General features: G+C 58.9%; 23 protein-coding genes. 9 read left to right on the top strand and 14 right to left on the bottom strand.

Annotation, left to right across the window (positions count from 1 at the left end):
- Positions 1-154: 154 nt before the first annotated feature.
- From dprA to G9U53_RS02820, 3 genes are read right to left on the bottom strand one after another with little or no spacing between them, the layout of a single operon-like run.
- Positions 155-1,282: a DNA-processing protein DprA gene (gene dprA, locus G9U53_RS02830; RefSeq protein WP_165638302.1), complete on the bottom strand. Its 1,128-nt coding sequence runs from the start codon at positions 1,280-1,282 to the stop codon at positions 155-157.
- Positions 1,279-2,787, bottom strand: coding sequence for a YifB family Mg chelatase-like AAA ATPase (locus G9U53_RS02825; protein WP_007734866.1), 1,509 nt, complete (start codon positions 2,785-2,787; stop codon positions 1,279-1,281). The genes dprA and G9U53_RS02825 overlap by 4 nt, the downstream gene beginning before the upstream one ends.
- The gene (locus tag G9U53_RS02820; RefSeq protein ID WP_037130401.1) at positions 2,787-3,143 is read right to left on the bottom strand and encodes a YraN family protein; all 357 of its coding nucleotides are present in this window, start codon (positions 3,141-3,143) and stop codon (positions 2,787-2,789) included. Before G9U53_RS02820 ends, G9U53_RS02825 begins: the two co-directional genes overlap by 1 nt.
- Positions 3,144-3,336: 193 nt before the next feature.
- On the opposite strand from G9U53_RS02820, the gene G9U53_RS02815 reads away from it, so the two are divergent.
- A complete protein-coding gene (locus G9U53_RS02815) occupies positions 3,337-4,128 on the top strand; it encodes a transglycosylase domain-containing protein (protein WP_165638301.1) in 792 nt (263 codons plus the stop codon).
- Positions 4,129-4,857: 729 nt separating this feature from the next.
- Here G9U53_RS02815 and G9U53_RS02810 read toward each other — a convergent pair.
- Entirely contained in the window at positions 4,858-5,562 is a 705-nt protein-coding gene (locus G9U53_RS02810; protein ID WP_156888920.1) for a hypothetical protein, read from the bottom strand.
- Positions 5,563-5,690: 128 nt separating this feature from the next.
- Positions 5,691-5,954 (bottom strand): hypothetical protein, encoded by a 264-nt coding sequence (locus tag G9U53_RS02805; RefSeq protein WP_081557724.1) that lies wholly within the window; start codon positions 5,952-5,954, stop codon positions 5,691-5,693.
- A 488-nt stretch (positions 5,955-6,442) separates the two neighbouring features.
- Here G9U53_RS02805 and G9U53_RS02800 point away from each other — a divergent pair, with 488 nt between their 5' ends.
- Positions 6,443-6,865, top strand: coding sequence for a hypothetical protein (locus G9U53_RS02800; RefSeq protein ID WP_232330022.1), 423 nt, complete (start codon positions 6,443-6,445; stop codon positions 6,863-6,865).
- Between the two features lie 111 nt (positions 6,866-6,976).
- Here the strand turns inward: G9U53_RS02800 and G9U53_RS02795 are convergent, their stop codons facing one another.
- From G9U53_RS02795 to G9U53_RS02785, 3 genes are all read right to left on the bottom strand, one after another.
- Complete coding sequence (locus G9U53_RS02795) at positions 6,977-7,537, bottom strand: CAP domain-containing protein (RefSeq protein WP_081557722.1); 561 nt, start codon at positions 7,535-7,537, stop codon at positions 6,977-6,979.
- 362 nt (positions 7,538-7,899) lie between these two features.
- Entirely contained in the window at positions 7,900-8,250 is a 351-nt protein-coding gene (locus G9U53_RS02790; RefSeq protein ID WP_165638300.1) for a hypothetical protein, read from the bottom strand.
- A 465-nt stretch (positions 8,251-8,715) separates the two neighbouring features.
- Positions 8,716-9,321: a GIY-YIG nuclease family protein gene (locus G9U53_RS02785; RefSeq protein WP_081557720.1), complete on the bottom strand. Its 606-nt coding sequence runs from the start codon at positions 9,319-9,321 to the stop codon at positions 8,716-8,718.
- A 95-nt stretch (positions 9,322-9,416) separates the two neighbouring features.
- Here G9U53_RS02785 and G9U53_RS02780 point away from each other — a divergent pair, with 95 nt between their 5' ends.
- The 3 genes from G9U53_RS02780 to G9U53_RS02770 all read left to right on the top strand — a co-directional run bounded on the left by G9U53_RS02780 (position 9,417) and on the right by G9U53_RS02770 (position 11,166).
- Positions 9,417-10,064 carry a hypothetical protein gene (locus G9U53_RS02780; RefSeq protein WP_081557719.1) on the top strand — a complete coding sequence of 216 codons (648 nt, stop codon included), beginning with the start codon at positions 9,417-9,419 and terminating at the stop codon, positions 10,062-10,064.
- Between the two features lie 50 nt (positions 10,065-10,114).
- Entirely contained in the window at positions 10,115-10,345 is a 231-nt protein-coding gene (locus tag G9U53_RS02775; protein ID WP_156888919.1) for a hypothetical protein, read from the top strand.
- A 572-nt stretch (positions 10,346-10,917) separates the two neighbouring features.
- Entirely contained in the window at positions 10,918-11,166 is a 249-nt protein-coding gene (locus tag G9U53_RS02770) for a hypothetical protein (RefSeq protein WP_165638299.1), read from the top strand.
- Positions 11,167-11,438: 272 nt separating this feature from the next.
- On the opposite strand, the gene G9U53_RS02765 is transcribed toward G9U53_RS02770, so the two are convergent.
- Positions 11,439-13,871, bottom strand: a complete 2,433-nt coding sequence (locus tag G9U53_RS02765; RefSeq protein WP_165638298.1) for a DUF262 domain-containing protein — start codon at positions 13,869-13,871, stop codon at positions 11,439-11,441.
- Between the two features lie 433 nt (positions 13,872-14,304).
- Here G9U53_RS02765 and G9U53_RS02760 point away from each other — a divergent pair, with 433 nt between their 5' ends.
- Entirely contained in the window at positions 14,305-15,039 is a 735-nt protein-coding gene (locus G9U53_RS02760) for a hypothetical protein (RefSeq protein ID WP_165638297.1), read from the top strand.
- Between the two features lie 114 nt (positions 15,040-15,153).
- On the opposite strand, the gene G9U53_RS02755 is transcribed toward G9U53_RS02760, so the two are convergent.
- Positions 15,154-15,960: an AraC family transcriptional regulator gene (locus G9U53_RS02755; RefSeq protein ID WP_165638296.1), complete on the bottom strand. Its 807-nt coding sequence runs from the start codon at positions 15,958-15,960 to the stop codon at positions 15,154-15,156.
- A 144-nt stretch (positions 15,961-16,104) separates the two neighbouring features.
- On the opposite strand from G9U53_RS02755, the gene G9U53_RS02750 reads away from it, so the two are divergent.
- The 3 genes from G9U53_RS02750 (at position 16,105) to G9U53_RS02740 (ending at position 18,691) form a co-directional block, all read left to right on the top strand.
- Positions 16,105-17,112: an iron-siderophore ABC transporter substrate-binding protein gene (locus G9U53_RS02750; RefSeq protein ID WP_207623858.1), complete on the top strand. Its 1,008-nt coding sequence runs from the start codon at positions 16,105-16,107 to the stop codon at positions 17,110-17,112.
- 81 nt (positions 17,113-17,193) lie between these two features.
- Entirely contained in the window at positions 17,194-17,412 is a 219-nt protein-coding gene (locus tag G9U53_RS02745) for a hypothetical protein (RefSeq protein ID WP_003942716.1), read from the top strand.
- Between the two features lie 97 nt (positions 17,413-17,509).
- Positions 17,510-18,691 carry an RtcB family protein gene (locus G9U53_RS02740; RefSeq protein ID WP_050656825.1) on the top strand — a complete coding sequence of 394 codons (1,182 nt, stop codon included), beginning with the start codon at positions 17,510-17,512 and terminating at the stop codon, positions 18,689-18,691.
- A gap of 84 nt (positions 18,692-18,775) precedes the next feature.
- On the opposite strand, the gene G9U53_RS02735 is transcribed toward G9U53_RS02740, so the two are convergent.
- Genes G9U53_RS02735 through rplS form a run of 4 tightly spaced genes read right to left on the bottom strand, consistent with a single transcriptional unit; the run spans position 18,776 to position 21,050 of the window.
- Complete coding sequence (locus G9U53_RS02735) at positions 18,776-19,081, bottom strand: DUF2469 domain-containing protein (RefSeq protein ID WP_003942715.1); 306 nt, start codon at positions 19,079-19,081, stop codon at positions 18,776-18,778.
- A 37-nt stretch (positions 19,082-19,118) separates the two neighbouring features.
- Positions 19,119-19,799 carry a ribonuclease HII gene (locus G9U53_RS02730; RefSeq protein WP_165638295.1) on the bottom strand — a complete coding sequence of 227 codons (681 nt, stop codon included), beginning with the start codon at positions 19,797-19,799 and terminating at the stop codon, positions 19,119-19,121.
- A gap of 50 nt (positions 19,800-19,849) precedes the next feature.
- A complete protein-coding gene (gene lepB / locus G9U53_RS02725; protein WP_003942787.1) occupies positions 19,850-20,653 on the bottom strand; it encodes a signal peptidase I in 804 nt (267 codons plus the stop codon).
- Positions 20,654-20,708: 55 nt separating this feature from the next.
- Entirely contained in the window at positions 20,709-21,050 is a 342-nt protein-coding gene (rplS, locus tag G9U53_RS02720) for a 50S ribosomal protein L19 (protein WP_003942791.1), read from the bottom strand.
- Positions 21,051-21,056: the final 6 nt, after the last annotated feature.

The raw sequence follows: 21,056 nt of genomic DNA, 5'->3' as shown, positions 1-21,056 counted from the left end.
GAGAATTACATTGCACACAGTCGAGCAAATTCGTGAAAAATAGCCCTGACGTGCCATTTCCGATGCGCTGCGGGTATTGACGATTCACGGTCTTCGCAAACGATTAGTGAGCATCGCCACGCATGGTCTGACGGGCGCAGAAGTAGTTCACGTACTACCGCGTCCGAAACCAACCACTGGAATCAGAACTTGCAAATCCCTCCAGTTCGAGCAGAGGAAGAGTGGCACGAACCTGAGCTATGAGCAATCCCGATTCCTCGGACAACTCACGCGTACTGCGAGACCCCGTTCCCGGCAATGCTTCGTATACCAATCGAGAATTGCCTCGCAATGCGTCGATGTCACGCGTCGCGGCCGCATCCTCCGCGGAATCCCCGACACCAAATGGGCCTGACGCTTCGACTACATCCACGGCATTGGACACGAGTTGCGCTTCACCTTCTCGGATCATCCGGTGGCATCCGGTCGACGATGCCGAGGTAACCGGTCCGGGCACCGCCATCACGGGACGGCCTAACTTCCGAGCCCAATTGGCGGTATTGCGTGCACCACTGCGCCAACCCGCCTCGACCACCACTACTCCGTCCGACAACGCAGCTACCAGTCGATTCCTTGCCAGAAACCGGAACTTTGCAGGTGTTGTGCCCGGCGGATATTCACTTATCACTGCACCCGAACTCGCTATCTGTTTGAGTAGTCGCGCATGCCCTGACGGATACGCTCGATCCACGCCACAGGCCAAGACAGCCAGTGTGTTTCCACCTACGCCCAATGCAGCGCGGTGCGCGGCCCCGTCGATACCGAAGGCCGCCCCGGAAATCACGGTCCATCCGTCGACAGCGAGGTCACCGGCAATCTCTGCCGTCACGTGTTCGCCGTACGCAGTAGATGCCCGCGTGCCCACAATTCCAACCGATCTCTCGGTCAGATCAACCAAATCCCCGGACCCCAACACCCACAACACAAATGGCGCCGTCTCACCCCCGGAGGGATCGAGTCCGTCGAAGGAAAGCATTCGCCACGCCGGCCAATCGGCGCAGTTCGGTGTTACGAGCCTGCCACCCATCGCCTCCATCAGGTCGAGGTCTCGTTGGGCTGTGTCGATGTGAGCGCGGGCTCGTGTCTTCTCCTCGATCGCGGGTGGCAGATCGCCGTTGCGGACCGCCCTCGCAGTTTCTTCGACCCCGAGCTCGTCGATCAACATGGACATATACGCGCTTGGGCCCTGCACGACGCGGGACAGATATGCCCAAGCGAGTAGTCGTGGATCGTGTGTAGTCATTGGAATCCCCTGTCTCGGAAGTCGAGTGCGGTGACAACTTGGTCTGGTCCGGGCATCGCCTCACCTGCCAGATCGGCGACACTCCAGGCAACCCGCAACGCTCGGTCCGCCCCACGAGCAGTGATGACACCTTTACGCAGCGCCCGTTCCACCGGCGCCAGCGCTGCACGCGAGAGTCTGAACTTCTGTCTCAACGCCGGCCCTGGTACCTCCGCGTTGGTCCGCCACCCGTACTCACTCCACCGCTGGGCCGCAGTGTCTCGAGCCGCCGCCACGCGCGCACGAACATCGCTGGTGCTTTCTCCCACTTCGTCGATCAGCGCGCCGGTTGCAACGGCCTGCATCCGGACCCTGATGTCGACTCGGTCCAAGAGCGGGCCGGACAATTTCCCCAGGTAACGGCGACGCGCCGCGGGTGCGCAGACGCAGTCCGCGTCTCGCGGCGGCGCGCATGGGCAGGGATTGGCGGCCAGGATCAGCTGGAACCGCGCCGGGTACCGCGCAACTCCGTCCCGCCGGGCGATTCGCACTTCCCCGTCTTCGAGTGGCGTGCGTAACGCTTCGAGCACCTTCACCCCGATCTCGGCACATTCGTCGAGAAACAGCACGCCGCGATGGGCGCGGCTGACCGCACCAGGACGAGCCATCCCACTACCACCACCCACCAGCGAACTGACCGACGAACTGTGATGCGGCGCAATGAAAGGCGGCATATCGATCAACGGCCGATCCTCCGGCAACACCCCCGCCACCGAATGAATCGCCGTCACCTCCAACGACTCCCCCTCCGTCAACGGCGGAAGAATCCCCGGAAGCCTCTGCGCCAACATCGTTTTCCCGATCCCCGGCGGACCCGTCAACATCAAATGATGCGCACCCGCCGCAGCAACCTCGATCGCCCACCGAGCATCCGTCTGCCCGACAACCTCACTCAAATCCCGCACCGCCACCACACCAGCACGCTCGAAAACATCAGGAACAGCCAGCGCCAACTCCCCACGCAACCACCCGATCACCGCGGACAGATCGTCAGCGCCCAGCACCTCGATCCCCTTCACCAAGCCCGCCTCAGCCAACGCCCGAGCCGGAACCACCACAGTCCCCCACCCCGCCCGCTTCGCCGCAAGCACCGCAGGCAACACACCACGCACCGTCCGCAAACGACCGTCGAGCGCCAACTCCCCCAAAAACACAGTCTCCCGCAACAACTTCCGCGGCAACTTCTTCGCCGCATCGAGAACCGACAACGACAACGCCAAATCGTAAACACTGCCCACCTTCGGCAACGTCGCCGGCGACAACGCCAAAATCACCTTGCTGTCCGGCCACTCCTCACCAGAATTGGTCACCGCGGCCCGAATCCGATCACGCGACTCGTGCAACGCCGTATCAGGCAGCCCCACCAAATGCACCGCAGGCAACCCGCGCCCGATATCCGCCTCGATCTCCACGATCTGCCCGTCCACACCACTGACCGCAACAGAATGCGCCCGCCCCAACGCCATCAGAACGCATCCACAAAATGCTCGACCGAAGGCACACCGTCGCGACCGATCAACACAGCCACCACATCAAAACGCACCCTCGACCACGACCGACCCGAATCAGTGAGCCACTGCATCGCCAACACCCGAATCCGACGCTGCTTCGCGAACGTCACCGACTCCGCCGGACTCCCGTACCCGACACCAGAGCGAGTCTTCACCTCCACGAACACAATCCGATCACCGGACGTCGCAACAACATCCAACTCGCCGTACCGACAACGCCAATTGCGTTCGACAATCTCCAAACCCGCATCGATCAGGAACTCGACAGCCACATCCTCGCCCCGAGCCCCCAACGCCATATTCCTCGCCATCGCAGCCCCCACCACTCACACGACCGCGCGCCCGCCCCATACGAAGCGCGTCCCAACCACCACCCTCAACCCACCACCACAAAACCAAGCCATCCGAAAACAACCTGTTGACAACTCAGAACCTGTGGACAAACTCAACATGCACTGGCTATTTGTCCCGTGCGTGATTTTCCAGAGAATTGGGAGGCCACCCATGGATACCGCCAACACCACAGCTTTCGACAGGTCACGGGGACTCTCCCTCGACGATCTGCTCCCCGAGTCTCAGCGGGTACACACACCGGAACCCGAGTACGAGATCTACGAGCCGGAACACCTGCCGGCCACCCGCAGGCATCGCCCCCGCTGGCGTCGATGGACGATATACGTTGCGCTCGTAATGCTCACTCCCCTAGTGCTTTCGGAGATGATGACCCTCTTACACCGATGGTTCACGCCACCTCGGACATCGTTCATGGTGCAAGACGAAGGCCCGATCGTTTATCAGTACGTCGATCTCGACCACATCAGCCGATACATGATTGCAGCAGTAATCGCTCACGAAGATCAGCGACTTGGTATGCGAGCTGGTGGGTTTGAGATCAGCGACTTGACCTCTAAGGCAAGGGAATACATGGACGGCAATGCTGGAGTAGGTGGATCAACCATCCTCCAGCAGTTGGTGAAGAACATCTTCCTCTGGCCTGGACGTAGTGCTATCCGTAAGGGACTCGAAGCAATTATGGCGACCGAGTTCAGCTACTCGATGTCAGACCAGCGGATCTTGGAGCTGTACCTCAACTACACACAGTTCAGTTCTGACCTTTACGGGGTCTGTGCTGCGAGTTGGTACTACTTCAACACCCCGCCTTGGTTCATGAGTGAGTACAACGCCAACCAACTATCGGGAGACTCCCTCTACCCGCATACATCGAACGGGAAGCAGACGGCGGGATCTACCTCGGGCCCGATGCTGATCAGCTCGCGATTGAGAAGGTGGACATAGCCGCGAGGTTCAACCCTGGTTCGATAGCTGCGCTTGGTGGATGGGAAGGCACGGTTGCAACCGTGGGGATTCCCGACTCCGCACTCGACCACGCGGAAGATCGCGGCGAAGATTCTTGCTCGACCATGCCTGACAGCGTTGCTGAGCGATTGATCTCAGACGGATTCCGCTGAGGTTCACCCCGCGCTAGGGCACTCGGGAGGGAGAGGTCCAGTTCCGTCGAAGGGAACGAAGTTGTAGTCGCCTCCAGACGGCGGAATGTAGCCGAAAACGCTGAAACACGGCCGCAAAAGATCCTCAACTGGAATCTCTTCCGCTCCTGGGGGCAATACTTCGAAGTCAGCCTGGGTCGGGTACACCCGACAATCAACACCTGGAAAGTCGGGGAGATAGTGCTGGATACAAGCTTTTGCGAGATTTTGCATCACGACCGGATCGGTGGAGTCGGCAACGTAGCTGACGTGTGCACGCGCACGCGGGTAGACGCCTGATTCTCGATAGTCCCGCACATTCGCGTCAACGAATCCCTCGTCGCCGTCTTCTGGCACCGGAGCGCGCTCAATTCCGTTCGGCCAGGATCGGTTTACGCCAGAGTTTTCATCCTGATCGGATGAACAAGCCACCCCAGACGCAAGTGCCAATCCGATCAACGCAAATGACGCGGCGAACCTGTAGCCAGTTGACCTACGCAACACTGCACTCCCTACTAGATATGAAATCTTGGAACGCTCAGAAGAACGTGTATCCCTGGCGTGTCACCGAGAACCCTGTATCGGTCGAATCATTGCGGCAGCTAACCCCGGTATCAGCATCCATTGCGCACGTGAAACCCAGCACCTGAATCTGGCTGCCGTACGGGAAGATGTATGGCTGCAACTGATCACGGGTTTCCATCTTCGATACGCCAGCGGTGATCGCGTAGACCGAGGTCTTCCCTGTCTTGTCTACGGAGATTGACGTGGCTGGAATCTCTCTATCCGATCCACCATCTAGAGGGACAAGCAATCCAGTGACGAGCGGCTCGCCTTGTGGGGCTGAACAGTGCGCACTGTCCGGGGTGATATAGCACATGAAATTGCCACTAGGACTAGCGATTCGACAGACGCCGTTGGACTCGCACATCCCTGGCGACACTTGCTGCTTGTCAAAGAGACCCGCACCAGACACCGCCGTCGTTGATGGAGGCTCGGTTGTCTCCACCACTTCGGTTACTGAGCCAGGTGTTGCATTCGCCCCCGGTAAAACCTGGTTCGATGAAGAAGGCGCAGATACCGCCTGACTCGCATCCGTATTGCCGCGAGTAAGCGCCACCACGACAACGGCAAGCGCCACTATCACCACAAGACAGACACCCAACGCAATGAACAGCGGAGTGTTGTTACGTGATGGTTGTTGAAAAGGCTGCTGTCCGCCTGGCGGTGCGGGATATCCCACGTCGGTTTCTCCTTGCAGTAAGTCTGGTCGTCAAACAGTAGGGCATAACCGACAAACGTGATTACGAGACACTCTGAACTAGCTGAGGCGACGCCTCGCTGCGTTGGTCGACGTAGTCACGCCAGTACTCAGGACGTGGGCAGTAGTTGAAACGAAGGTTCGTCTCGGTGCCTGCTGTCTGGATTAGAATTGCCGTAACCACCAACGAACGCCAACAGCCCCCCTCGCTGCACGCTGAGGTCTTCGATCTCATTCCAATCGCAGTGTGTCTCGCTGCTGAAGAACAGACTCCCCCAGTTCTTGATCATCACGCCGCTCTCGTTGAGCGTCATGGAGTGCAGGTTGTAGACGATGGCCGTTACCGCTATGGAGATCAGGACGACTACTTCCATCAACTGGAGGATCGCAATCGGTGTCGTGTCCCGTGAATTCTGAGTGCGGAGGAAGCACGCCAGACCGTAGATGAATCAAGCAATCAGAAGGCCAACCAGAATCAGCCCAACTAGACCAAAGAGACTGCGCCGGATCATGATTGGTTGGTTACCCATATGTTCTTAACGTACGACAGCGAGACGATTTAGTCACTACCACACATATCGACTTTCAGGTTGAAGTTTTACGAATAACGCTCGGGTTCCCTATTTACTTCAACTCTGATCCCTGGAAAACGAACGCGCTTTACAATCCATTCCAAGTTCTATCGAATCACTGCACTGAGAGAAACGGCACTATGACTAATCAACCCTATCGCCCGCCTAATCGCGAGCCGGCATCAGCGGAAGCATGGCGGGCCCGTAACCAACAACCTCCTCCACAAATCCAGCAACCAACACCGGCGCCACACTTCGCGGGTGTCCCCCCAGTCGGGCAGGCAGCGGTGTTGTCTGCACTGCCTACCAATTACATGCCCAACATGATCGCGGGTCTACTGGCGTGCGTCGGGATAGTGGTCGGCAGTCTCGGACCATGGGCGACCTTCCTCAACTTCTCGAAGGCAGGGATCGACGGCGATGGCATGTTGACCATGATCCTCGGCGTCATCGCGGCAATCGCACTCTTCAGCATTCTTTCCAGGGGAGGCAAGGCCAAGTTCGGCGACCGGTGGGTTGCCCCTGCACTAGGCGCAATCACCCTTGTCATCGCAATTGTCGACGCGGCGAACCTCTCCAACCAAGAAACCACTGTCTTGCGATCGACCATCGGACCCTCGATCGGATGGGGCCTCTGGGTCGTCCTACTCTGTGGCGCTGCGCTCTGCGTCACCTCATTCACAGTGGCTCGGGCTATGGCAAAACGCTCGTAACGACCTGGCCGCCAAAAAGCCGTAGGAGCGTATTTAACGATCTCCTACGGCTTTACGGCTAACAACCTGGGTTCGTACACATTGCAGATTTGATCTAGTACACAAGAGGCTTCAGCGTGACCGCACTCCAACATGCTGCACAGTCACCGTCGTCGTCTTCCCTTGCAATGTGGCAGTCTTCTGGCAGATCCCTTGGTCTTTGAAGTCTCCAAGTACGTACTCTCGGTGAGATGGACTGTTCATCCAGGCAGCAACAAGACTCGCATCGTCGGGGTATGACTTCGCAAGGTTCTCCCCCGCAGTTGTGTAGCGGTAGCCGGCCTTCTCGATGAAGGTCCAGGAAGTCACGCCATCTGGTGAGGTATGCGCCCAATAGTCCTGTGCGAGCATGTGATCCGCTTTGGCGCACGCACTCGATCTGAGCGTTTCATTTGTTGTGAAGGGTTGTTTTCCTGCTTTGGTTCGCTCGGCGTTGACCAAGGATTCGAGGGGATTCGGGATAACTTCGTCGGTAGAGACGGCGGCGGGTTCAACTAGCGTTGGTCCGGTTCTGTGGACCGTGAACACCCCAGCGAGATTCAAGATCCCTACGAATCCGATTCCGCCGATCAGCATGATTAACGCAACGATGTCGAGTGGGCGGAGTGTGAATTTGAAGCTTCCAGACTTCATGACTTACCCTCAAGGCGCTGATCTCAGCGAGTGCTGCTACCTCAGCATCATCCATTGATTGACCACTACCTTTGACAGTAAGTGCGGCGTCTATCGCCGCAGCGCTACCGACGACCGAGACTTCGTCAGTGCGATACTCAATACTAACGGTGGCGTAGTACGCACGACCATAGACACCGTCGTAAGTGACGCCGCAGATACGGAATTGCAAAGGTCCGACTGTGAGGGTTTGTGGAAAAGTCCCCATCCTAGATCTCTTCCTCGACGATCACCGTCCACTCACCATTCCCCGAAACATCGAGGTAGTAGCCGCCAGATGCCTTGTACATCAGCGTATCTCCACATACTGGAGCCATGGCGACCTAAGGGATTCCGCCGTTCTTGTCGAGGGACTTACCCTCTGTCATCACATAGATGTTCACGAACGGGCTGTACTCACCGTTCACTGTGTAAGTGATCCGTTGCTTGGAGCTGTTCAGCTGAAAGATGTCATTGTGCTTGCTTGTCGAGCCGGACAGCTCGATGACCTTGCGCCAAGACTTCTGTTGCGCGGGTGCTGGTGTCGAGGTTTCAGTCGGAACTATGAGGCCAGTTGGTTGGTCGGTCTTTTGATTGAAGGCTGCGACGGCGACGGAGGCGACGGAGGCGACGATTAATGGTAGAAAGACTACGAGGCCGCGGCGGTTCTTATTAGGTTGATCGTATGAACTCATATTGAATTGATTCCTGCTTATTTACTATGCAAATAACTTTGAGCCAAACTAATCAAAAACGCAATAGCGAAGCTATCCTGGCCTGTGGAAAACTCGTGCGTTACCCTGCACAATAGACGAATGACCACAGGCCAGGAGTGACTGCACTCGTTCAGCAATAGCTCGCGTAGTCCGCCGCAGCTGAACTCTGACGCGAAGCACTTTCTGAATCGTCAAGCATGATGAACCTCAGCACAAGGCATTCATCTTCGCTGTATGTGACTCCCCTGGTGTATCCACCTCCAGGTGAATCGTCTGTTTCATCTTCCGAACAGGAACCGACCATCCAGAAGAGCAGAAGCATTCCTAGCACCACTACAACGACCTTGCCCATAGCCGATCCCCCTCTTTAAATGAACGATTCTCACCACGAAGTCGTAGAGCATCATGAAATCGTTACATCTCGGACAAAGCACGATGGATGAGCTACTTACCGCCAACTCCAGGGTTCGGCACCACTGGCAATTCCCGCGCCCGATCGCGTGCCGACTGTCGCGCAGCCTTCAGAGTTGGGAAGAAACTGTTGTGCGCGTTGGCATCCAAGTTAAAAGAACCGTCCAGGCTTGAGATGAGCTGGTGCTCCAATACCCAAGGCTCGGGGTTCAGAACCCACGAGACCAACGCGTTCTCAGCCATCCACTCGGACAGCACCTTCTCGCCTGCAACGAACGTCAGCCGTTTGCCTGAACCAACCAGACGCAGCTCGACCCCCAGTTGATCCGACATTAAGCACCCGAGAGCCAGCCGCAACGTCGAACCTGCGGCATTGCCCCTGTAGTGAGTCTTGATCCGAGTCCGAAGAGTCTGCTTGCTCGGAGCTTTCCCATTAACGAGAAGTGCTGATGGGCTGATCCCCGGATACAGCAAGGTCAGCCCGTCCTTCTTCGCACACCCTGACGTGTTGATCTCAGCGGGCAACTCTCGGAACCACCAGCCGTAGGAACCTGGAGTGGCCGGCACGGGGCACGGAGTTGTTAGAACCTGAGCGCGAGTGTGGGGGGACGCTGCCAGGTAAAGGGTGCTTTCCTCCATGGCAGCGCCAGTGGTGGGGTCAGGTTCATAGCGAGGATGTTCGCATAGTTGTCTGACAGTGAAGGACGATCGGTCGGATCTGCTTAAATCAGCGGGTGACCCTTGAGAACGTCGACAAAGACCCCGACTTGCGGAAGTCGAATGACCTCGAACCGATTGACATATCTCGGGTGCCGTGGGTCCGTGCAATACTCGGCGGGGTCATCGGAATCGTGCTCGCAGTGGCGGCCGGATTGCTTGGATTCACACTGTTCGGCTGGATTGCCGGAGAAAACGAGAGCGAGACCAAGGCTGCATCGGCTGGAGCATGGGCCAGTGCAGTTGGTGCCACGGCTCTTGCCCTCGCGTCGGTCTGGTTGGCTGTGCAGGCCAACGGCCAGGCACGGGAAGCCGAACAGCGGGCGAAGGACGAGGCTGCCCTCACAGCTCGGCGGCACCAGGAAGAAATCGATGCTGCTGAGAAACGATTGAAGGTCCAACTTGACGCCGCCGAAGCTCAAAACGAGCGCGACGCTGAAGCGGCTGGAGAACGGCACCGTGAACAGATGAACACCCAGAAGGCTCGCTACGAGGCAGACGTCACCCGGATCGCAAAAGAATCCAACGACCGGCAGCGTGAGGAGGTTCGCCAGCGCGAGTACAACTCCGCTCAGGCAATACTCGGCGCTCTCGGCAAGTTCATCGCCGGCGTTTACAACCAGTCCGTGTACTCGAAACCAGCGACGGCATCACTGAGGACCTAGGGAATTCGAAGACTATGTCCGATCCCGACAAGACTCGATACACAGTCCAGATGATCATCCGAAACGAGACCAGTCAGATGGCACTGCTGGGCACGGTGAACGACTGCATGATGACTGTCCGCACTGCGATGTTCCAGATCACCACTCCCGAACTCGTCAAGGCGGTGTCGAGCGTGTTTAAGAACATGCAAGAGCAGCGAAGTGCTTTACCACGGCTGACCAAGACAACGACTGGGAAGAAGCTCTACGCAAGACCAACGATGCGAACGAAGCAGGAATGAATCTACAAAAGAAGGCCGCCTACCGATTCTTCGCCGATGACATTGAGATACCGAGTGAGCTTCCTATCGAGTTCGTGATTCAGCCCGAGCGTCGCAAATCGACCGATCCCGCCGAGAAACCCGCAAAGCCATGATTCCGTTGGCACCTAAAAAGTCGCACACATCAGTTCGGTCGTCATAGAACACCGACACACCCAGCTCTTACAACAGCAAGCCGCCGCAGTCTGAGACACGTCGCAAACGCTGAATGACTGACGATGGTTACGAGACGCTGTGCGCATATATCGCTGAGCGTAAAATGACTGAGTTCGAGGCCCGAAAAAGAATTGAAGATCGCGGGTCCACAATTGTTGCATCGAGTGGGGCTCTAGTTTCCTTCATCTTTGGGCTAACCTTCCTAGTCAGCGGACTGACCAGGGCGCCAAAGTGACGAGTCCGGTCGCCGTCGTGGTGCTTCTGGTCGCCATGGCCCTCTTCGTCATCGCCTTACGGATCTTTGCTCAAAACTCCACGTGGCGGTCCAGTGCGGCGACAACCGAGACTCTTCGCAACTTCGTCAGCCGCAACGACGCATGGGGTATGTCGGAGTGCGGCGGATCTGCGCCGATACCGACATCGATGTCATCGAATCTCTCGGACGTGCAATAGGAGTTAAAGCCCGCATCGCCACGATAGCGCTGTGCCTACAGGGACTCGCGGGACTCCTCACGACGATCGCGGTCGTCACCACGATCAAGATGAAGACCACGATGCCGACAAGTCGCCAGTCGGTAGAAGGACTATACGTAGTCGGCACTGTGGTCACCGTCGCTAGGAACTGATTCGCCGGTTGGTTCACGCCTTCTACTGCGCCGAGCGGGTCGTAGGTCATCAGCAAGATGTTCACCTGGTTGGCGCACTTGATGGCCTGATCGCTGTAGCCGGAGGCACTGAAGATGGCGATCTATTCATGCGTTCTCCCTATCCTCGAACTCTTCAGGTGAACAGCATCGGTAGCTTCGAGCATATCGGCGAGGTACCTAAGATGATTAGATGTCTGTTTCGCGCCGTGACTATGGCGAAGTCCTCGACAATGGCGTCAAGTCTAGGATCTTCAAACGGTCCGGGCCTGCGCCAAGGCAGCGAGATCCTCGCTCCCGAGCTGTCGCTCAGCAGCGGCCTTGCCCTTGGCGAAGGCGATGCCCTCATGTTGTAGGACGTCGACGGGGTCACGATCATCGTCTGAATCGTTCCACCGGAATGCCGGTGCGATCCGGCCGTCAAAGGTTAAGACGCGCCAGCCGTTGACGCAATGGCGACAGTTGACGATGTGATTGCCGAGCGGCTGCGGGGCGGTACCGATCGCATCGGCAAGCTCACCGTAGGAGGTCCAGCGCCCCTCGGGGAGTTGCTCGAGGATCTGATGCAATGGTGACCAGTCGAATCCGGCTTGGTTGTCCGCCTGATCTCCCCTGAACTCGGCTCGCACGTCGAAGAGGCTACGACCGTCGTCGAGTTGCCAGTACCTCCAACCGTTCGTGTGCCTGCCTTCACGAACGTGACGCGCTGCAGCCGAGGGGCTCTCGAATATTTGACCACCGATTTCGATGTGCGCCTGATCGGTAATCCGAGCGACGACGTCGCTCGCACCTTTCGGTCGAATGACTGTGCCGGGCTCAAGAATTCCAGCAGCGACGAGATGTTTGATCTCCACCCAAGTCTGACTCTTGATATCTGGATCGTCGATCTTCCCCGTGTGCCCATCAGGTACGGGCCAGGTGATGAGCAGCGCGCCAATCATGGACTCGGTGCGAGCGTCGACAGCGTTCTCGTCCCATGACTGCGCGTCGAGGAAGCTGCGGTTGATCAGAAAGACGTCATGTTCGACGATTCGGGACCGCTTTCCCTTCTCGCCAGTCCAAGGACCGTTCGAAACGCTGCTATTGAGGCTCTTCGAGAGCAAGGTTAGATTGCCGAGCCGGTGGACGTGCTCACTACGGGCAACCTCCGCTTCGAGCCCGCTGACAGGCCAATGCGTCTGCCACTTCTGCGGGAGAACATGCTCGATCGGATTGTTCTGCCGAGGCATGGCCGGGTATCCGTGGCGGGCACGAAGGCTGTCCTCGATGGCCTCCAGATACATCCGCAGCCGGGGCCGTTGGAAGCGGCGATAGACCTGCTCGGTGCGCAGATGTCCCCGGAGTTCTTCGTCGCCCGGCCAGTACGTCGAAGCAACTGACAGACGTGCGAGGTGCGCACTGACGCGTTGCCCGAGCTCAGCGGGCGGAGCGGTTCGATGGGTATGGATGACGTCGGAGACGACCGCACCCAGCTGGGCTGTCGTTAATCGGAGCAACTGGCGTCGGATCACCCACGATTCGAAATAACCAATCACCTTGTCGGCTACGCCCTGCGGTATGTCGAGCGCAGGGTCGTGGACCCAAATTAGAACCGGCTTGAGGAGTTCCATCCCAGCACACTGCATCCGGTATACGGCGCGCTCGGGGACCGACAGGATCCGGCTGGTGTCCGCGGCCCCCAATGTCCACTGCTGATACATTCTGGCCTGGGTCTTAATGGTGGCGAGCAGATCGCTCATCTTCGTGTTCGCCTCGTAGTCGACATGGTGCTTGAAGCGGCTGAACGTCTGCTTCGGCGAGATCTCCTCGCCCAGCCGAGCCGCGAGCCACTGACCAAGGAACAGAGAGCCGCGACTCATCGTCACCCGGCCGACGCTGACATCTGCCTCCCAGAACGCCGTCTCAAAAGGCCAGTCCTCGGCGTATGCCTTCGCAGTGTCGACGCCCTCTGCTTCCAGCCGTTGGAACACGAAGTTCTTGATCAAGTCAGCAGCAGTCAACGGGGTGCCGCGAGCATTGAGCGTTTCGAATATCTCCTGGGAGTTCTCCTGCGCCTTCAAGTCGATAACCACGATCTGAAGCCCTTTGGAGAGAACGTGCACCAGCGCACCGGCACGCGCTTGGTCCACTTCGCCGTCTGAATCTGCAAGCCATCCGGCGACCGTCTGGCAGAAGTACCTGTGCGCGCCAACGATTAACGAACCCGAGTGCGTGAGGTCGGCGTAATCTACCGGGGGCTCAGCATTCATTACCTCCACGAACGCATCCCGATCGCGGTTGGTGTGCAGCAGTTTCAACGTCGGCTCGACAGCAGCGTCATAGGACCTGTTGTGGGTGAGGTCATCAAGCTGCCTCGCGAGGCTGTCGACCCCGAGCTCACTCAGGACCGCAGCAGTGGCATCGATGAGTAGCTGGAGGCTAGTAAGCCGCTGCTGCCCATCGATCACGTTCTTCGTCGGCGTCGATCCGTGGGCCACGTCGTTGGCCTGCAACACCACTGCCCCCAGGAAGTGTTGCGCACCGCTATAGGGATCGCGGTAGCGCAACTCTGCCAATCTTGCGATGTCCCGCCACAGCGGCTGCCACTGGTCCATCTCCTCCCACACGTACGGGCGCTGAAAGAGCGGCACCATCAGATGCTGAGGGAGGAAGAACACCTGCTGCGGGGTGAGTACGGTGGTCTCCATCAATATTCCTTCTCTACGCCGCTCGTCGCGTCGACGGACACTAGGCGCCACCAATCCTGGGTAGTGACGCGGCCAATATTCCTTGGGGCATCATGCCTGCCACCGCAGACAAGTTCGGGCAACTTGGCCGGTAATACCTCGACGCGAGGAGAGCAAGCCGGACCGGTTCACGCTCCCTGATCGGGCGACAGCCTCTCAGGTATCACTTTTAAACCGACTCGGCTTAGGACTGTGCAGCAAACCACCATCTGTTCCCGTGGCCATCGCTACCCCCGCTTGCCCTCAGCCGGACGACCTGTTGACAACCCAGAGCCTGCGGAATTCGGCAAGACCCCCACAATTTTCTGAAATCCTCACAATTTGGACGAAAGTCCAGTAGAACTAGTTACAGTTTTGCTCAAACCGTCACGCACCCCGCCGAATGGAGTTCTACATGGCCCGCCGCTCACTTCGCCACGCAGTAGCAACCACTACATCCCTCGTTCTCATCGCCGCCGGCGTCACTGTTGGACTTGGAGCCTCGGTGGCGCAAGCAGCACCGGCATGCGCACTCAACCAGTCGGTCACCGACAGTTGGGCCGGTTCCCTCGGGACGCCGTACACCGTCAGCAAGGAGGTTGTCGGCGACGGCAAGGTCGCCCCGGGACAGACGGTCACCTACCTGACAAAGGTTTCCGGTTCGGGAGCACTCGTCAATCAGATCCGCGATTTCCACCCGGCAGGATTCCAGCTGGTCAAGGCTCGCCTGAACGTCAAATGGCTTATCGGCGACCAGAAGTGGGACGACGTCACCAAGACCGTCGTCGTCGGCAACAACTCCGTGGTGGCAAAAGGCGGCGGATGGACCACTGCGGGCGGCGGCGTCATCGCATTGGAGACCACCTACAAGGTTCCCGATAACGCAGTTGTAGGCACGCAGCTCGACAGCGGCGCCGGCACCAACATTGTGCTGGCGGCGGGCGACTGGAACATCAATCCGATGGGCGTCTGCGTCACCATCCGGCAGCCGAACCCCGTCGAGGCGGGCGCCGGAAGCCTCGAGGACATGGGCTTCGGCTCACTCAACTCCGGATCGGGCCAGGTATTCGGCTCCCTCACCGACCCGCAGGGGTCGATGACCAATGTCATCAGCGGTGTCCTGGGCAATGTGCTCGGCAACATGAGCTGACTCAGTTCGAATTAGAAATGGGCCGAGCCACCAGCACATGCTGGTAGCTCGGCCCATTTCTACGTTGCCGAACAAAGCTCTGCCGTCAACCGAGTTCAAGAAATCATCAGCAAATCACCGCGTCAGCTTTCCGCCGTACCGGGCCGGCGTTGTACCGAAGGTTTCCCGAAATGCGGCGATGAACCCGCTACTGGTTCGGTAACCCACCTGCGGGGCAACGTCGTTGACACCCTCACCCCGCGCGAGCATCTCGAGCGACGCATACATTCGGGCGCGAGTCCGCCACTGCCCGAAGGTAATCCCGGTATCGGCGACAAAGGCGCGCATCAAGGTCTTGGAACTGACCCCGAGTTCGCCCGCCCACTCCCCCAGCGTCCGTGCGTCTGCCGGATCGGCAAGGATGCGGGCAGAAACCGAACTCGCCGCAGCATTGCGAGGAACCGCGAGGACGTCGTGCCGTTCGGGCGCGGCAGCAAGAATGTCGTAGAGCAACTCCTGACTCATCAACCGCCGAGCATCGTCGATGGTCCGATCTGCGAGATGGCGCAGCAATTGAGCGGACAAAGCATCGACTTCGAGAACCAGTGGCTGAGTCCACCTGGGCTCGCCAGGGCGTAGATCCGGACGCGCATAGGCCGCGATCATGCATCCCGCCGACAGAAGCGTCATGTCGTGGAGAACGGTGCCCGGCAACCAGACCAAGTGCTCGCTGTGCAGGTGCCACACGTTGCCCCCGGCAGCAATCTGCATCGTCCCTTCACTCATCCAGGCGATCTGATGCTCCGGGTGGCGGTGAGCCCCGTACGCGGTCACGCCCTCGACGACGTTGGTGTAGACCTGAAAATCTTTGAATGTCCGTCCGCGACTATCGGGCAGCGCTAGCAAGGACTTTGGGCGAGTCGAGTACTCGATAGTGGACATTTTGCGTCTTTCTGAGCGTATCCGAGTCCATCCTGAAGGATGGACCGACGATCCTGCAAAGGTTAGCCTCACTTTATTGCTGACGCGACCAGCTCAGCACTTCACGCGGACCTCAGATCACTTCGCCCACCACTTCGAAGGAGCATGCACGTGCCCTCACATAGCACCCGAATCCTCGCCGCCTTATTCACGACGGCCGCGATCATCGGGTTCTCGACCGCCTGTGGAACCTCGCAAGGCTTCGACACCGCATCAGCGACCCAGAGCAACGACGCATTCCCCGTGACGATCGAGCACGCACAGGGTTCGACGACAATCGATGCCGAACCGCAGCGGGTAGTGACACTCGGATACACCGATCACGAACCACTGCTCGCCTTGGGAGTCGAACCCGTAGGCATGGCCGAATGGTGGGGGTCCGGCATGGATGAAAGCTGGCCGTGGACGAAGAATTACTGGAAGGGGAAAACTCCGACCTACATCAACAGCGGCGGAGACTTCAACTTCGAGCAAATCGCCTCCCTCGCACCAGATCTGATCCTCGCGCTGTACGCCGACATCGACACGGAAACCTACAAGAAGCTGACCTCGATTGCGCCGACTGTCGCGCAGAGCAAGGACTACGACGCGTACACAACGCCGTGGACCGACATGACGCTCACCGCCGGGCGCGCCCTCGGCAAAGGACCACAAGCTCAGCAACTGATCACGGATACCGAAAACGCGTTTGCCGCCGCCCGCGCTGCACACCCGGAGTTTGCCGGGCAAACCGCAACGATCGTCAACCTCGACACTCCCGAGGGCTACGTGTTCTCGTCGCACGATCCACGCGGCATTTTCCTCTCGTCACTCGGGTTCACCCTCCCCGCGACCGTCGACGCATTCGTCGGCGACCAGTTCGGCGACTGGATGCCGAACGAGCGATACGACATCCTCGAACCCGTTGATCGTTTGATCGTGATGGCCGACCCGGAGGGAGAGAAGGCCCTCGCCGGCAACACGCTCTACCAGCGACTACCCGCCGTGAAGAGCGGAAATGCGATGGTCGTGCGGTACACCGCAGATCCACCCGTCGGCGCGGCGATGTCCGGCAATACCGTCCTGAGCATTCCGTATGCCATCGACCAACTGACAGCCACGTTGTCGAAGTAAACTACAGGGCAGGTATCGAAAATATGTTCGAAGAGTGTTAGCCTCGGGGTCAGGAAGCACTCACGGACATCGAGGATCACCATGGACGAGGTACCGGACACCGCGTTAGATCTGGCTCGACTGGTCGACGAGCTGACGGTTCTCGACCAGCGACGCGTCGACATCGGCGAGAGTTTGGTTCATCTCGAGTACCTCTACTCCCAGATGGGCGCACGGCAACAAGCAGATGCTGCCCGAAAAGCCTTCCAGGAGAAGTACGTCGGACGAATCTACGAACTCGCAGACGGCCTGCGAACCTGAAAAGGGGTTGCACACAACCACTGACCGAGCGCATGGTCATTCCTGCACGACACACCGGACCGATCGGTTCGGCTGTGAACTATGTGGGAGAAATCTGATGGAGAAGATCACCAAGAGGCTGTGGAACTGGGCATCGATACTCGACGAAAACACTCGCGAGCAAGCGCTGCGCACGTCCCAGATGCCTTTTGTCCGTCCACATCTGGCATTGATGCCGGATGCGCACCTCGGTGCGGGAGCGACGGTGGGTTCGGTCATTCCGACGGAAGGCGCAATCATGCCCGCCGCCGTCGGAGTCGATATCGGCTGCGGAATGATCGCGGTCAAAACCCAGTTCAACGCACGCGACCTTCAAGGCCGCGACCTGAGCGTACTTCGCCACAGCATCGAACGCTCCGTTCCGCTCTCGGCAGGTGTCTACAACAAGACGCTGAGCGACACGGCGAAAATCCGCATCGCAGAACTCGAGGCAATGGCGGGCGATCGCCTGGCCTTCTACGACAAGTTCAAGAACAACTGGAGGTTTCAGCTCGGAACGCTGGGCTCTGGTAACCACTTCATCGAGGTGACACTCGATGAAAGCGACGGCGTCTGGCTGTTCCTGCACTCGGGAAGCCGCGGTATCGGAAACAAGCTCGCGCAGCATCACATCAAGATCGCCAAGGACTTGTGCGAGCGGTGGTACATCAACCTTCCCGATCCGGATCTTGCCTACCTGGTCGAGAAGACACCCGAATTCGACTCGTACATCACCGATCTCAACTGGGCTCAGCACTTCGCTCTGCTCAACCGCGAAGAGATGATGGACCGCGTCGTGAAGGACTTCGCGCACTTCATGGGAGACGGCAAACCCGCGATCATCGACGAAGTCGAGCGGATCAACTGCCACCACAACTTCACCCAGAAGGAGTTCCACATGGGCAGGGGTGTGTGGCTGAGCCGTAAGGGTGCGATCAAGGCAGACGAGGGCACGCCCGGGCTCATCCCCGGTTCGATGGGGACGGCGAGTTACGTCGTCGTCGGGAAGGGAAACGTACCGTCGTTCAAGTCCAGCCCCCACGGCGCGGGTCGGGTGTACGGACGTAACCAGGCACGCAAGACCTTCACCATCGAAGATCTCGACAAGGCAATGGTCGGCATCGAATACAAGCGTTCCGCGGCGTTCCTCGACGAGATCCCGGGTGCGTACAAGGACATCGACGTCGTGATGGACGACGCGAAGGACTTGGTCGAGATTCGACACACGCTGCGTCAGATTGTGAACGTCAAGGGCAACTGACCCCGCACAACTCCACGAAATACGAAGTGCCCCGCCGATATCGGCGGGGCACTTCGTTGTCGAGATCAGTTTGGCAAGCGCAGATCAGTCAGGAAGGCGCAGATCCGGCTTGTCCAGCTCTTCGATGTTGACGTCCTTGAAGGTCACGACGCGTACGTATTTCACGAATCGCGCCGGGCGGTACATGTCCCACACCCAGGCGTCGGACATCCGCAGCTCGAAGTAGATCTCCCCGTCTGAATTGTGGGGCAGCAACTCGACCGTGTTGGCCAGGTAGAAACGTCGTTCGGTCTCCACGACGTAGGAGAACTGTCCGACGATGTCCCGGTATTCACGGTAGAGCGACAGCTCCATCTCGGTTTCGTACTTCTCGAGATCCTCGGCACTCATCGGTTTAGCCAGTCCTCCCAGTTCGTCTGAACGTCCATCATCCCGTACGGCCCGCGCGTTGTTCCAACCGGACTCCCGCAGCCACCACGTTGGCATAGGTCATGCGGTGCTCAGGGCACGGCCCCAGCTCGTCGAGTGCGTCCATGTGCAGTGGCGTGCTGTATCCCTTGTGAATCGCGAAGCCGTATCCCGGATGAGTGCCGTCCATCTCGGTCATCACACGATCTCGGGTCACCTTCGCGAGAACGCTCGCCGCGGCGATGCATGCAGCGGCGCCGTCACCGCCGATGACGGGTAGCGACGGAGCCGTCAGACCCGGAACCCGGAATCCGTCGGTGAGAACGTAGCCCGGTTCGAGGTCGAGGCCCGCAACTGCTCGCCGCATCCCCTCGATGTTGGCGACGTGGATGCCGATCTGATCGACTTCCGCAGCGGGAACAGAGATGACACTCCACGCCAAAGCCAAGCGCTTGATCGCCGGGAAAAGCTCCTCGCGCGCACGTTCGGTCAGCTTCTTCGAATCGTCGAGCCGCGCGAGGGCTGCTTGCGGTTTCGGCGCCAGGACACACGCTGCAATGACAAGTGGACCAGCGCACGCTCCGCGCCCGGCCTCGTCGACGCCGGCCACCGGACCGAGTCCGGTTCGCGCCAACGCAGACTCCATCGTCCGCAGACCTGCCGATCTGCGAATGACAACGCGAGGGGGCCAACTACTCACTGTCTCTGCCTACTCGGAACTACGCGAATCCATGTGTGCGGTCCGACAACTCAGTTGCCCTGAATATCAGGCGCATCGATGCCGCCCATTCGCGACGGGGGAAGGACGATGAATCGCGCTTGACCGATGATGTTGTCGATCGGGACGGTTCCCTGGAACTCGTCGTCGACGTGGTAGCGCGAGTCGGCAGAATTGCTGCGGTTGTCACCCATGACCCACACGTGGCCCTCGGGAACGGTGATCGGCCCGAAGCAGCGGCCCGACTTCAGTTCGGTGTCACACGTCTGTGTTCCCGGGGTGAACGGGAAATCCATCTTGATGTACGGCTCGTCGAGCGGCTTGCCGTCGACCAGGACTCGGCCCTGATCGTCACAGCATTCGACGGTCTGGCCGCCGGTAGCGATCACTCGCTTGACCAAGTCGTTCTCGTCCGGCGGAACGAGGCCGACCCACGAACCGACCTCTTGAATGCCGCGGACGACAACGTTGTCGGACCGATTGGACACATATTTCGTGTTCCACGAATCGGGTCCCTTGAAGACGACGACGTCGCCGGGTTCCGGATCGCCGAAGCGGTATCCGATCTTCTCCACCACGATGCGGTCACCGGTACATCCCGCACAGCCGTGCAGTGTCGGTTCCATCGACTCGGATGGGATGAGAAAAACTCTGAAGACAAATGCCTGAAGGACGATGCTCAGTACCAGCGCTACGCCGATCAGAACAGGGAGTTCTCGCAGAAACGATCGCTGTTTCTTCTGCGGCCGATGTGAGGTCGGTTCCGCGGAACCGCTTGATCCCTCGTGATTCTCGGGTCCGGACGACAATGCCTGCTCCTTCGAAGAATCTGCCACAGAAACCAGATTAGCCCGACACCGCGCGTACGCGGTGCCGGGCTCATCGGAAAGATCAGCGCTTTTCCTTGATCTTCGCCTTCTTGCCACGAAGCTCACGGAGGTAGTACAGCTTGGCGCGACGGACGTCACCGCGGGTCAGAACCTCGATGGAGGCCAGCGTGGGGCTGTGAACCGGGAAGGTGCGCTCGACGCCGACGCCGAAGGAGACCTTACGGACGGTGAAGGTCTCGCGAACGCCGCCGCCCTGGCGACGAATAACGACGCCCTTGAAGACCTGCACGCGCTCCTTGGAGCCTTCGATAACCTTGACGTTCACGTTGAGCGTGTCGCCGGGACGGAACTCGGGGATGTCGTCGCGGAGCGACTTTTTGTCCAGGAAGTCCAGGGTGTTCATATGTCA

Source organism: Rhodococcus sp. D-46 (assembly GCF_011290655.1).
Taxonomy (GTDB): domain Bacteria; phylum Actinomycetota; class Actinomycetes; order Mycobacteriales; family Mycobacteriaceae; genus Rhodococcus_F; species Rhodococcus_F qingshengii.
This window is presented reverse-complemented; position numbering and strand designations above follow the sequence as displayed.

What these genes read in the sequence shown, in the direction of transcription:
- dprA (WP_165638302.1), bottom strand. Translation starts at nt 1,282, where the DNA reads ATGACTACACACGATCCACGACTACTCGCTTGGGCATATCTGTCCCGC.
- G9U53_RS02825 (WP_007734866.1), bottom strand. Translation starts at nt 2,787, where the DNA reads ATGGCGTTGGGGCGGGCGCATTCTGTTGCGGTCAGTGGTGTGGACGGG.
- G9U53_RS02820 (WP_037130401.1), bottom strand. Translation starts at nt 3,143, where the DNA reads ATGGCGAGGAATATGGCGTTGGGGGCTCGGGGCGAGGATGTGGCTGTC.
- G9U53_RS02815 (WP_165638301.1), top strand. Translation starts at nt 3,337, where the DNA reads ATGGATACCGCCAACACCACAGCTTTCGACAGGTCACGGGGACTCTCC.
- G9U53_RS02805 (WP_081557724.1), bottom strand. Translation starts at nt 5,954, where the DNA reads ATGGAAGTAGTCGTCCTGATCTCCATAGCGGTAACGGCCATCGTCTAC.
- G9U53_RS02795 (WP_081557722.1), bottom strand. Translation starts at nt 7,537, where the DNA reads ATGAAGTCTGGAAGCTTCAAATTCACACTCCGCCCACTCGACATCGTT.
- G9U53_RS02790 (WP_165638300.1), bottom strand. Translation starts at nt 8,250, where the DNA reads ATGAGTTCATACGATCAACCTAATAAGAACCGCCGCGGCCTCGTAGTC.
- G9U53_RS02785 (WP_081557720.1), bottom strand. Translation starts at nt 9,321, where the DNA reads ATGGAGGAAAGCACCCTTTACCTGGCAGCGTCCCCCCACACTCGCGCT.
- G9U53_RS02775 (WP_156888919.1), top strand. Translation starts at nt 10,115, where the DNA reads ATGATCATCCGAAACGAGACCAGTCAGATGGCACTGCTGGGCACGGTG.
- G9U53_RS02770 (WP_165638299.1), top strand. Translation starts at nt 10,918, where the DNA reads ATGGGGTATGTCGGAGTGCGGCGGATCTGCGCCGATACCGACATCGAT.
- G9U53_RS02765 (WP_165638298.1), bottom strand. Translation starts at nt 13,871, where the DNA reads ATGGAGACCACCGTACTCACCCCGCAGCAGGTGTTCTTCCTCCCTCAG.
- G9U53_RS02760 (WP_165638297.1), top strand. Translation starts at nt 14,305, where the DNA reads ATGGCCCGCCGCTCACTTCGCCACGCAGTAGCAACCACTACATCCCTC.
- G9U53_RS02755 (WP_165638296.1), bottom strand. Translation starts at nt 15,960, where the DNA reads ATGTCCACTATCGAGTACTCGACTCGCCCAAAGTCCTTGCTAGCGCTG.
- G9U53_RS02750 (WP_207623858.1), top strand. Translation starts at nt 16,105, where the DNA reads ATGCACGTGCCCTCACATAGCACCCGAATCCTCGCCGCCTTATTCACG.
- G9U53_RS02745 (WP_003942716.1), top strand. Translation starts at nt 17,194, where the DNA reads ATGGACGAGGTACCGGACACCGCGTTAGATCTGGCTCGACTGGTCGAC.
- G9U53_RS02740 (WP_050656825.1), top strand. Translation starts at nt 17,510, where the DNA reads ATGGAGAAGATCACCAAGAGGCTGTGGAACTGGGCATCGATACTCGAC.
- G9U53_RS02735 (WP_003942715.1), bottom strand. Translation starts at nt 19,081, where the DNA reads ATGAGTGCCGAGGATCTCGAGAAGTACGAAACCGAGATGGAGCTGTCG.
- rplS (WP_003942791.1), bottom strand. Translation starts at nt 21,050, where the DNA reads ATGAACACCCTGGACTTCCTGGACAAAAAGTCGCTCCGCGACGACATC.